General features: G+C 66.3%; 9 protein-coding genes. 5 read left to right on the forward strand and 4 right to left on the reverse strand.

The window, feature by feature from the left end; translation table 11 throughout:
- Positions 1 to 278: 278 nt before the first annotated feature.
- From glmU to AAFN88_RS09920, 4 genes are all read left to right on the forward strand, one after another.
- Positions 279 to 1,691 (forward strand): bifunctional UDP-N-acetylglucosamine diphosphorylase/glucosamine-1-phosphate N-acetyltransferase GlmU, encoded by a 1,413-nt coding sequence (gene glmU / locus AAFN88_RS09905; protein ID WP_347520132.1) that lies wholly within the window; start codon positions 279 to 281, stop codon positions 1,689 to 1,691.
- A gap of 33 nt (positions 1,692 to 1,724) precedes the next feature.
- Positions 1,725 to 3,548, forward strand: coding sequence for a glutamine--fructose-6-phosphate transaminase (isomerizing) (gene glmS / locus AAFN88_RS09910; protein ID WP_347520133.1), 1,824 nt, complete (start codon positions 1,725 to 1,727; stop codon positions 3,546 to 3,548).
- Positions 3,549 to 3,887: 339 nt separating this feature from the next.
- Positions 3,888 to 4,880: a FecR family protein gene (locus tag AAFN88_RS09915; protein ID WP_347520134.1), complete on the forward strand. Its 993-nt coding sequence runs from the start codon at positions 3,888 to 3,890 to the stop codon at positions 4,878 to 4,880.
- Positions 4,881 to 4,892: 12 nt separating this feature from the next.
- Positions 4,893 to 7,118, forward strand: coding sequence for a CHASE2 domain-containing protein (locus AAFN88_RS09920; protein ID WP_347520135.1), 2,226 nt, complete (start codon positions 4,893 to 4,895; stop codon positions 7,116 to 7,118).
- A 34-nt stretch (positions 7,119 to 7,152) separates the two neighbouring features.
- On the opposite strand, the gene AAFN88_RS09925 is transcribed toward AAFN88_RS09920, so the two are convergent.
- The 3 genes from AAFN88_RS09925 to AAFN88_RS09935 all read right to left on the reverse strand — a co-directional run bounded on the left by AAFN88_RS09925 (position 7,153) and on the right by AAFN88_RS09935 (position 8,325).
- Entirely contained in the window at positions 7,153 to 7,503 is a 351-nt protein-coding gene (locus AAFN88_RS09925) for a hypothetical protein (protein WP_347520136.1), read from the reverse strand.
- A gap of 119 nt (positions 7,504 to 7,622) precedes the next feature.
- Complete coding sequence (locus AAFN88_RS09930; RefSeq protein ID WP_347520137.1) at positions 7,623 to 7,934, reverse strand: hypothetical protein; 312 nt, start codon at positions 7,932 to 7,934, stop codon at positions 7,623 to 7,625.
- Positions 7,935 to 7,989: 55 nt separating this feature from the next.
- Complete coding sequence (locus AAFN88_RS09935) at positions 7,990 to 8,325, reverse strand: hypothetical protein (protein ID WP_347520138.1); 336 nt, start codon at positions 8,323 to 8,325, stop codon at positions 7,990 to 7,992.
- A 170-nt stretch (positions 8,326 to 8,495) separates the two neighbouring features.
- On the opposite strand from AAFN88_RS09935, the gene gabD reads away from it, so the two are divergent.
- Positions 8,496 to 9,983 (forward strand): NADP-dependent succinate-semialdehyde dehydrogenase, encoded by a 1,488-nt coding sequence (gene gabD, locus AAFN88_RS09940; RefSeq protein ID WP_347520139.1) that lies wholly within the window; start codon positions 8,496 to 8,498, stop codon positions 9,981 to 9,983.
- 178 nt (positions 9,984 to 10,161) lie between these two features.
- On the opposite strand, the gene AAFN88_RS09945 is transcribed toward gabD, so the two are convergent.
- A complete protein-coding gene (locus AAFN88_RS09945; RefSeq protein ID WP_347520140.1) occupies positions 10,162 to 11,394 on the reverse strand; it encodes a cyclopropane-fatty-acyl-phospholipid synthase family protein in 1,233 nt (410 codons plus the stop codon).
- Positions 11,395 to 11,645: the final 251 nt, after the last annotated feature.

Raw genomic sequence — 11,645 nt, forward strand, 5'->3', positions numbered from 1 at the left:
GTTGGAGGCGGGTACCCAGCGGTACCCGCCTCTTTCTCTTTCCGGTTTCGGAGGGGCGGATCCCGCTTCCGCCTTTTCGCCTTTGCCTCCCTGGCCGCAGAGCGGACTTGTTGTCTCTTCGCGTGGCAGGTTGTAATAACCAGCAACAATTGTTGATTTGATGGGAAAATTTGCGCTGTGGCAAAGTCCGCACCGTTCGGGGCGGCGAGTCGATTATCGTTTTACTGTGCAGGCATACTTCCCAGGTCCCTTCTACGTAGAGATCTTCTGACCAGATTATGTCCGATCGCAAGCTTGCCGTCGTTGTCCTGGCCGCCGGGAAAGGCAGCCGCATGAAATCCGACCTGGCCAAGGTTCTGCATCCGGTCGCCGGCCAGCCGATGCTGCGCCACGTGCTGACCGCGGTGGAGCCCTTGGCGCCGGCCGAGACGGTGGTGGTGATCGCGCCTGGAATGGACGACGTGGCCGCCGCCGCAGCACCCTGCCGCTGTGCCGTGCAGGTGCAGCCCCTGGGCACCGGTAATGCCGTTGACGCTGCCCGAGAAACCCTGAAGGCGGCGGCCGATGCCGGTGCCGACCTGCTGGTGCTGTTCGGCGACAGCCCGCTTGTGACCAGCGAAACGCTGCAGCGCCTGGCCGCCGCGCGCGCTGCACCGCAGGCGCCGGACCTTGTCGGCCTGGCTTTCCGGCCGGCCGACCCGGCGGCTTACGGCCGGGTGATCCTGGATGACGCCAAGGCAGGTGAGGCGGCCCGCATCGAGAAAATCGTCGAATTCGCGGACGCCGATACCGCGCAGCGCCAGATCGGCCTCTGCAACGCCGGCATTGTCCTGGGCGAGGCGCGCCGCCTCTTCGACCTCATCGAGCGCCTCGGCAGCCACAACGCCCAGGGCGAATACTATCTGACCGACATCTTCGGCCTGGCCCATGCCGAGGGGCGGCCCGCCGGTGTGGTCGAGTGCCCGGCCGAGGAGGTTCTGGGCGTCAATTCTCGCGCCGACCTGGCGCTGGTGGAAAAGGTCATGCAGCAGCGTCTGCGCCGGCGCGTCATGGCCGAAGGCGCGACCCTGGTCGACCCGGAGACGGTCTGGCTCTCCGCCGACACCCGCCTGGGCCGTGACGTCACGGTGCAGCCCTCGGTCTTCTTCGGTCCGGGCGTCACCGTCGGCGACCGGGTCGAGATCCGCAGCTTCTGCCACCTGGAAGGCGCCGAGGTCGGCGATGACGTGATCCTGGGCCCCTTTGCGCGGCTGCGCCCCGGGGCGAAACTGGGCCGCGCCGCTCATGTCGGTAATTTCGTCGAGATCAAGAACGCCGAGCTGGGCGAGGGCGCCAAGGCCAACCATCTGACCTATCTGGGAGACGCCTCGGTGGGGGCGGCGGCCAACGTCGGCGCCGGCACTATCACCTGCAACTACGACGGCTTCCTGAAGCACCGCACGGTGATCGGCGCCAAGGCGTTCATCGGGTCGAACACGGCGCTGGTCGCGCCGGTCAGCGTGGGTGAGGGTGCGCTGGTCGCCGCGGGCAGCACCATCACCGAGGATGTTCCCGCCGACGCCCTGGCTGTCGAGCGCAGCGAGCAGCGCATCCGCGAAGGCTCGGCCGCGCGCTTCCGTGACGAGCGCCAGGCCGCCAAGGAGGCTGCGGCCAAGCCGGCTGGGAAGAGTTCCAGGCGCAAGCCGTCTTAAACAGCGTTCTCGCAAGGAAAGGATCCAGGCTCTATGTGCGGCATCATCGGCATCATCGGCGAAGCGCCGGTCGCGCCCCTGCTTCTCGACGGGCTGAAGCGGCTGGAATACCGGGGCTATGATTCCGCCGGCATCGCGACGCTGATGAACGGCTCGATCGACCGCCGCCGGGCCGAGGGCAAGCTTTCCAACCTCGCCGCCGTGGTCGAGCGTCAACCGGTCGACGGCACCATCGGCATCGGCCACACCCGCTGGGCGACGCATGGCCGGCCGACCGAGATCAACGCTCATCCCCACGCCAACGAACGCGTCGCCCTGGTGCACAACGGCATCATCGAGAATTTCAAGGAGCTGCGCGGCGAGCTGGAAGCCGCCGGCCACCGCTTCGAGACTGAAACCGACACCGAGACGGTGGTCCACCTGATCTCCGACTTCCTGGACCAGCAGATGACGCCGCAGCAGGCGGTTGCGGCCACCTTGAAGCGCCTGGAAGGCGCCTTCGCGCTGGCCATCGTCTTCGCCGGGCGGCACGACCTGATGATCGGCGCCCGGCGCGGCTCTCCCCTGGCCGTGGGCTATGGCGACGGCGAGATGTACCTGGGCTCCGACGCCCTGGCGCTGGCGCCCTTGACCGACCGCATCTGCTACCTGGAGGAGGGCGACTGGGTCGAGCTGACGAAGGGGGGCGCCCAGGTGCACGACGCCGAGGATCGCCCGGTCGAGCGGGAGGTGAAGCAGACCGCTCTCTCGGGCGCCATGATCGGCAAGGGCGAATACCGTCACTTCATGCAGAAGGAGATCTTCGAGCAGCCTGCGGTCATCGGCGACACGCTGCGGACCTTCCTCAATCCGCTGAACCGCAACGTGGAACTGCCGGAGCTGGGGATCGACCTTTCGGATATCTCGCGCCTGACCATCTCGGCCTGCGGCACCGCCTATTACGCCGGCATGGTGGCCAAGTACTGGTTCGAGCAGATCGCCCGCCAGCCGGTGGAGGTCGACATTGCCTCGGAGTTCCGCTACCGCGAGGCGCCGATGCCGGACAAGGGAGTCAGCCTCTTCATCTCCCAGTCGGGCGAGACCATCGACACCCTGGAGGCGCTGCGCTACGCCAAGCGCTGCGGCCAGAAGATCCTGTCGCTGGTCAACGTGGCCGAGAGCGCCATCGCCCGCGAGTCCGACGCGATCCTGCAAACCCTGGCGGGTCCGGAGATCGGCGTCGCCTCGACCAAGGCCTTCACCACCCAGCTGACGGTGCTGGCCTGCCTGGCGCTGGCCACGGCGCGGGCGCGCGGCGCGATCGACGCCGCGCGTGAAGCGGCCCTGTCGCAGGCGCTGATGGAAGTGCCGGCCCGGGTCTCCGAGGTGATGAACCATGACGCCGCGATCCGCGCCATCGCGGTCGACATCATGGAGGCGCGCGACGTCCTCTATCTTGGCCGCGGCGCCCTCTATCCCATCGCCCTGGAAGGCGCCCTGAAGCTGAAGGAGATCAGCTATATCCACGCCGAGGGCTATGCCGCTGGCGAGATGAAGCACGGCCCTATCGCCCTCATCGACGAGGACGTGCCCATCGTGGTCTGCGCACCGGCCGGCCCGCTGTTCGAAAAGACGGCGGCCAACGTGCAGGAGGTGACCGCCCGCGGCGGCAAGGTGATCCTGCTGTCCGATGCCGAGGGCATCGCCCGGGCGGGCGACCAGGCGGCCCACGTGGTCGAATTGCCGGCGGTCGATCCCTTCGTTGCGCCGATCCTCTACAGCCTGCCGGTGCAGCTTCTGGCCTATCATACGGCTGTGCTCAAGGGCACCGACGTGGACCAGCCGCGCAACCTGGCCAAGGCGGTGACGGTCGAATAGGACTCGTTTGTACGCTAAAGTTGCCCACGCGCGATGAGTAGCCGCCTAATTCGCCCCCGCGGAGAGTTTTTCTTTGTGGCTCAGCGGCTTTTTTCGCGGATTTCCTGGATTCTACGCTCTTAATCAAGGCCTTAATTGGTGAACGGTCTTGAGCGCCTGCCGCGGGGATTTTCTCCAATAGGTAGTGTGGGGTAAAGAGTCGTTCATCTTCATTTCCTAAAACTATGCGACCTTTTCAGGAAGGGCGCGCCGGGACAGGTATGCCCGGCTAACGGCCCGCCGGCTTCGTCAGCACTTTGTCGGAGCGAGGGCGGTCCGGGATCTCCAGGAGATGGAACCATGGCATTTTCGACCAAGCTTGCAGTGTCGGATCTTCGCCGCCAGGTCATTGTTTCGGCCGGCGTGCTCCTTATGGCCGCTGCCGCGGCGCTGATGCTGCGGCCCGACCCGGCCTCCTCGAGCGCCGAATGGTCGGTCCTTGCCACCAGCGGCAGGGCGGAATGGCGCGCCGCCGCGGGCAGCGGCGACTGGGCGGAACTGACCCTCGAGAGCCGCGTGCCGGACGGCGCGGAGCTGCGAACCGGTGGGACGGGTGCGGCCGTGGTCGCCAAGGGCCTGGACCGTATCGAACTGCGGGCCAATACCTCCCTGGTGGTGGCAGCCCGCCGGTCGACCTTTGGCAGGATGGAGATCGATCAAACCTCCGGCAGCGCGACCTATACCGTCGAGAAGCGCCCGGCGGGCACTTTCTCGGTTCACACGCCTTATGTCGTGGCCGTTGTGAAGGGCACCAAGTTCGATGTCGACATCGAGGCTGAGGAAACCAGCGTCGCCGTGCAGGAAGGCCGGGTCGGCGTGTCCGACAGGCGCGGTGGCGGGACTTCCGTGGATGTGACGCCCGGCCAAACGGCGCGGGCGTCGAGCGGAGCGCCCGGTGTCGACGTAGGCGCCACGTCGCCCGGCAAGTCCGGTGCGAAGAACTCCGCCAAGCCGAGCGCGTCCGGCAGTTCCAGCGCACCCGGTAAGTCCGGCGATGCGCGCGGCAATGCCGGCGGTAACGGCGGCGGCAATAGTGGCGGTAACGGCGGCGGCAATAGTGGCGGCAATGGCGGCGGCAACGGTGGCGGAAATGGCGGCGGCAACGGTGGCGGCAATGGCGGCGGCAACGGTGGCGGCAATGGCGGCGGCAACGGCGGCGGCAACGGCGGCGGCAATGGCGGCGGCAACGGCGGCGACAAAGGCGGCGGCAACGGCGGCGACAAAGGCGGCGGCAACGGTGGTGGCAATGGCGGTGACAAAGGCCGCGACAATGGCAGGGGCCAGGACAAGTAACCTGGGGACTGAATGAGCGTCTCCACCAGGCGCTGTGCCGCCTGCCTCCTGGCTTGCCTGGTGACTTTTGCCGCTCTTGGCGGAGGCGCCCTGGAACCTCTCGAGCGGCCCCTGATCGATCTCAGGATGCGTCTGGTCGAGCGGCCGGCGCATCCCCTGCCGATCGTCATCGAGATCGACCCTCAATCGGTCAACGCTATCGGGCACTGGCCCTGGCCGCGGTCGCTGCACGCGCTGCTGCTCGACCGGCTCACGGCGGCCGGTGCCGGCGATGTCTTTCTCGATATCGATTTCAGCCTCCCCAGCGCAGAGGCGGAAGACGCCGCCCTGGAGGGCGCCCTGGCACGCCGCGCCGGGAAAACGCTGCTTGCGGCATTCCGGCAGTGGAGCGCGACGGACCAGGCTTACATCGATACGGCGCCGTTGCCCCGCTTCGCCGCGCAGGGACGGCTTGTCTCCGCCAACCTCGTTCCCTCCAGGGACGGCTTGGTGCGCGAAGTCCAGATGTCGCTCCCCTGGCGCGGCAGCAGGCTGCCGAGCGTGGCCGCCGCCATGCTGCAGCCGCAGACGGCCGCGCGACGGAGTTTCCTTATCGATTTCGGCATTGATGCCTCCAGCATTACACGCCTTTCCTACTTCGACGTCGCCAGCGGCAATGTCGCGGCGGATACCTTCACCGGGCGCCCGGTCTATGTCGGCGCCACGGCCATCGAACTGGGGGACATTCTCGCGGTCCCCAATCACCGCGTAATGCCAGGCGTCATCGTGCAGATGCTGGCGCTGCAGTCCCTGATGCTGGAGCGGGCGCTCCAGCGACCGCCGCTCTGGTTCCTTGTGGTCTCGGTCTCCGCCTTTGTGCTGCTGCTGGCTTTCCTGACCAGGAACCGCAGCTACGGCACCAATTTCATCATCATCTGCGGCGCAAACGCCGTGCTGTGGGGCGGGGCGGTGACGCTGCAGGCGGCGGTGCCGCTGGTGCTGGATCTCGTGCCCTTCACCCTGGCTTCCTTCGGTGCCGGTGCGCTGTCATTCCTGATGCGTTTTCGCTCCGTCGCGGCCAGCCTCGTCTCCGAGACCCTGGCCCGCAACCGCTCGGAGAGGCTGATGGGCGCTGTGGCGCAGAACGCATTCGACGCGCTGGTCACCGCCGATGCCGAAGGCAACATCCGCTCCATCAACCAGGCCGCCAGCCGTATGTTCGGTTGGACCCCCGGCCGGGCCGAGGGGCGCTCCCTCTCCGAATTCCTGGCCCGGCCGAACGCGATTGCCCGGCAGAGCCTCGCCGAAGCCCTGCGGCGGATCAGGAGCGCCGGGCGGCCGCGCCGCCTGGTTTGCCGGCGCAGCAACGGAGAGCTGTTCTATGCCGATCTGACGGTCGGCGAGCTGACCGAGGACGGCGAGAGCGTCTTCGTTCTGCTGGTGCGCGACATCGACCGGCGGGTGAAGGCCGAGCGCCGGCTGCTGACTCGTGAGCGCGAGCTGCGGCGCGCCAAGACCGACGCGGAGATGGCCAACCAGAGCAAGACCGAGTTCCTGGCCAACATGAGCCACGAACTTAAGACGCCGCTCAACGCCATCATCGGTTTCGCCGAGATCATGGAGCAGGAGATGCTGGGACCGATCGGCAAGCCGCAGTATCTGGCCTATGCCAAGGACATCCGCGAGAGCGGCCAGCGGCTCTACCACACGGTTTCCGATGTTCTGGAATTCTCACGCGTCGAGATCGACGACCTGATTGTGCGGGAGCAGGACTTCGACCTGGCGGAGCTCTGCCGCCGGGTGGCCTCGCGCCTGTCGCCCCGGGTCGCCGAGAAGGGGCAGCATCTGGAAGTCGTACTGCCGGACGCGGCGTTGCGCTTCAAGGGCGACGAGCGACTCCTGGGGCTGGCCCTCGCCCATGTTCTCTCGAACGCGGTGAAGTTCACGCCGGCGCGCGGGCGGGTCGACCTCACGCTGACGGACCGGCCGGGAGACGGCATCGTCATCACCGTCGCCGACAACGGCATCGGCATCGAGGCAGAGCGGATCGACTCCTGCTTCGATGCCTTTACCCAGGCCGATCGTGGATTGGACCGGTCGCATGAGGGCGCCGGCCTGGGATTGACTCTGGCCAAGCGCTTCATCGAGCTGCAGCGGGGCACGATCTCGCTGCAGTCGGTGCTGGGTGAGGGCACGACGGTGACCATCGCTCTGCCGGCACAACAGCGCGAGGCGGGCGACCTGCTCCGTTCGGCGTGACGCGGCGCCGGCGCGCGGTGGAAACTTCCGGCGTCTAGCGCTGGGGCAGACCGGGCAGGCTGCAGTCGCCGGTCGTGTAGGACTGCTGGACGACGCAGTTGCGCGTCATGTCAATGACCAGGTGACCGCTGCTGCAGGACTCGAGCCCGATCCAGGCATCCAGCCGATAGTTCGAGGCGGAGCGTGCGCCGCCGGAACGCCGCACGACCTTCACGGACTTCACCTCCGACTGCGGTACGGAGAGATCCTGCAGGGTCCGGTCGATCTGCGGCTGGCAAAGCGCGGCGGCGGTGGCGGGGCCCGCCGTGACGATGGTAGAGACGGCGAGGGGGAGGGCAAGGGCCACTGCGAGGGCGGCGGCAGGACGGGTAAGCTGCGCAATCATGGCGAAATGCTCCTGCGGGTGTTCCATAACCAGCAGATATGCCGCACGAGACATTTCCCAAGGCCATGCGACCCTGGGATGCGAAAATGGCATGGCAGGAGGAAGGTGGCCGGCAGGTCTCAGTAGGCGGTCACGTCTTCCAGGCGGCAGTCGCCGCGGGTGTAGCTCTGACGCACGAAGCAGGTACGCGTCATGTCGATCACCAGATAGCCGCTGTCGCAGGCCTTGAGGCGCACCCAGGCGCGCACTCCCAGAACGTCCGGGCCGTTTTCGTTCGGGTTGTATTTTCGAACGTAGCGGATGCTGCGGATGTCATCCTCGCCCAGTTCCAGGCGCGTTAATTCGTCCTGCGCCTTGCGGCTGCAGTCGAGGGCCTCGGCGGGCGCGCTGAGCAGGGTAAGGGCGGACAAGGCGAGCGGCAGCCATCGCATCGACGGGGCTCCTGGAAGTCTCAGGAAAGGACGATTAAAGCAAAATGTAGGCCGCTCAGAAATTTGACAAGCCCTCGACCCGGCAGTCGCCGCGCGTGTAGCTCTGGCGGACGTAGCACTTGGCGGTCATGTTGATGACCAGCCAGCCGCTGCAGGAGTTGAGGCGTACCCAGGCGTCGACGCCGAAGATCTCCGGCCCGAAGTCGTCGGCGATGTTCACCCGCTCGATGATGCGGACGCTCTTGACCTCGCCGTCGGCCAGGGGAAGCTCCTCTAGATGCCGACCGACCTCGCCGGCGCAGCGGGTCGAATCCGCCGCTTGCGGACCGGTCGGCCAGAGACAGGCTGCCGCCAGGACGGTGGCCGTGAGAAGAGCTGAGCGCTGGGCCATGAAGGGTCTCCGGGTTGCGGGACGCGGCCGCGGGCGGCAGCCAGGCCGGGGGCGCCTGTCCCCATGAATGGGCGGCGGCTGGCCTTTCGCCGCTTCGCCTGACAGGTCTATACTCGCAGCCGAGATCTGACAATGTCGGTATCCTTGCCGACCACAGTGGAGGACCCTAAATGACCGCGCAAGCGCAGAAAATTACGACAGCCACGCCACAACTCTCCGATCCCCGGCTGTTCCGGGAACAGTGCTACATCGATGGCCGCTGGGCCGACGCCGACAGCGGGGCGGTGATCGAAGTCACCAACCCGGCGAGCGGCGAGGTGCTGGGCACCGTCCCCAAGATGGGCGCCGCCGAGACCCGGCGCGCCATCGAGGCGGCGGAGAAGGCCTGGCCGGCGTGGCGCGGCCTGCTGGCCAAGGAGCGCGCCAACATCCTGCGCAAGTGGTACGACCTGATCCTGGAAAACCAGGAGGATCTGGCGCGGCTGATGACCCTGGAACAGGGTAAGCCGTTGACGGAGGCCAAGGGCGAAGTGGTCTACGGTGCCAGCTTCATCGAGTGGTTCGCTGAAGAGGCCAAACGCATCTACGGCGACACCATCCCGCAGCACCAGCCCGACAAGCGCATTGTCGTGGTCAAGCAGCCGGTCGGCGTGGTGGCGGCGATTACGCCGTGGAACTTCCCCAACGCCATGATCACCCGCAAGTGCGCCCCGGCCCTGGCCGCCGGCTGCCCTGTGGTCATCAAACCGGCGACCCAGACGCCGTATTCGGCCTTCGCCCTGGCCGAGTTGGCCGAGCGCGCGGGCATCCCGGCGGGCATCGTCAACATCCTGACCGGCTCGGCCAGCGAGATCGGCGGCGAGATGACCCACAGCCCGGTCGTGCGCAAGCTATCCTTCACCGGCTCGACCGAGGTCGGCAAGCTGCTGATGCAGCAGTGCGCCTCCACCATCAAGAAGGTCTCTCTCGAACTGGGCGGCAATGCGCCTTTCCTGGTCTTCGACGACGCCGACCTGGACGCCGCGGTCGAGGGCGCCATCATCTCCAAGTTCCGCAACACCGGCCAGACCTGCGTCTGTGCCAACCGCATTCTGGTGCAGGAAGGCGTCTACGACGAGTTCGCCGCCAAGCTTGCCGAGGCGGTGAAGAAGCTGAAAGTCGGCCCGGGGCTGGAAGACGGCGTCAGCCAGGGCCCGCTGATCGACGTGGCGGCCCTGGAGAAGGTCGAGGAGCATGTGGCCGACGCCACCGCCAAGGGCGCCAAGATCGCTTTGGGCGGCGCCCGGCACGAGCGCGGCGGCACCTTCTACCAGCCGACGGTGCTGACCGACGTGACCACGCAGATGAAGGTGACCCGCGAGGAAACCTTCGGTCCGGTGGCGCCGCTGTTCCGCTTTAAGACCGAGGAAGAGGGTGTGGCACTGGCCAACGACACCGAGTTCGGTCTGGCCTCCTACTTCTATGCCCGCGACATGGGCCGCATCTGGCGGGTCGGCGAGGCGCTGGAGACCGGCATGGTGGGCATCAACACCGGCCTCATTTCCACCGAGGTCGCCCCCTTCGGCGGCGTCAAGGAGTCGGGCATCGGCCGCGAAGGCTCCAAGTACGGCATCGACGAGTTCCTGGAGGTCAAGTACCTCTGCATGGGCGGCGTGTGATCCACGCGCCCCGTGTCATGCTCGGACTTGTTCCGAGCATCCAGGGCGGGTAGTAGAGCGTTTGCTCCTGGACTCTCGGGACAAGCCCGAGGGTGACGGACAGCGAAAACGAAGAAAGGGGCCGGTCCCTCCGAGCGCTTGGCGGGACCGGCCCCTTCCTTTGTCCGCAGGAGGCGGATTACTCCGCCGCCTGGCTGGCCTCCTCGGCGCGCTTGTGTTCCCACTCGTAGATGTAGTCCCGCGTCAGCGGCACGGCGTCGATCTTCTTGGCGATCTGGATCTGGAACACCATGAGCCCCTGATAGCGGAAGCCCATCTCGCAACCGATCAGGTAAGTCTCCCACATGCGGCAGAAGCGCTCGTCGTAGAGTTCCTTGATCTTGTCGCGGTTGGCCTGAAAGCGCTCTTCCCAGATGCGCAAGGTCTCGGCGTAGTGGATACGCAGGACTTCCACGTCGGTGACGATCATCATGGCGTCTTCGATCGCCGGCAGCACCTCGCCCAGGGTCGGAACGTCGGTGCCGGGGAAGATATACTTGCGGATGAAGGGATTGACCGGGCCCGGCTCGTTCACGCGGCCGACCGAGTGCAGGACGAAGATGCCGTCGTCCTCCAGCAGGTCCTTCACCTTCTCGAAGAACTCGCGGTAGTTCCTCTTGCCGACGTGCTCGAACATGCCGACCGAGACGATGCGGTCGTATTTGTTGGAGTCCTCGCGGTAGTCGCGCAGGTGGAACTGTACCCGGTCGTCCAATCCGGCCATCTTGGCGCGTTCCTGGCTGACCTTGTGCTGTTCGGTCGAGAGGGTGACGCCGGTCACCTCGCAGTCGCCGGCCTGGGCCAGGTAGAGGCCCAGCCCGCCCCAGCCGGAGCCGATGTCCAGCAGCTTCATGTCCGGACGGTCGAACAGCAGCTTGGCGGCGAGGTGGCGCTTCTTGTCGGTCTGGGCCTGCTCCAGGGTCTCGTCGCCGTTGCGGAAGTAGGCGCAGGAGTACTGGCGGTCGGCGTCCAGGAAGAGGTCGTAGAGCTGGCCCGAGAGGTCGTAGTGGTGGGCCACGTTCTTCCGGGCCTTGCCGATGGGGTTGTACTGCTTCATGCGGCGGACGTGGCCGCCCAGCGCGAAGCCGAACTTCACCAGCTTGTTATTTTCGAGATGATGGTAGTTGCGCGCGAGCTGGCCGATGAAGTCACGCAGGGTGCCTTCCGTGAGGTCGACTCCTCCGTTCATGTAGGCTTCGCCGAGAAAGAGCGGGGGATTCAAGACCAGCTTGTACTCGAGGTGGCGCTTGTGAATTTGCATCGTGCAGCGCGGCCCCGTGCCGTCGCCGCAGTCGTGGGCCTTACCGCTGGCGTCGATGATGCGCAGATTACCGGACTTAATGACCTTCTGCAGAAGCTTCTGGAAAAACATGGTTCAACTCCGGATGTTCTTCCCCTCATTCGCCTATAGGGGCTTACCGTTCGTTATGCCTTTATTTGTTGCATCCCTATCAGTATCTTGGCGCGATCTTTTGAACCGTGCAACTGTCTGAGACTTCGGCCCTATCTTCCGAGGGTTGCGCTCTTCCCGGAGTCGGCAAACCCTCTCGTTTTCTATGGTTAAAGGGCCCCTCCGCCGTGCCGAAGCCTCCCGTGCGGTTGCGGTGCAGCGTAGGCCTGCCT

Source organism: Pelagibius sp. CAU 1746 (assembly GCF_039839785.1).
In the GTDB taxonomy this organism is placed as follows: domain Bacteria; phylum Pseudomonadota; class Alphaproteobacteria; order Kiloniellales; family Kiloniellaceae; genus Pelagibius.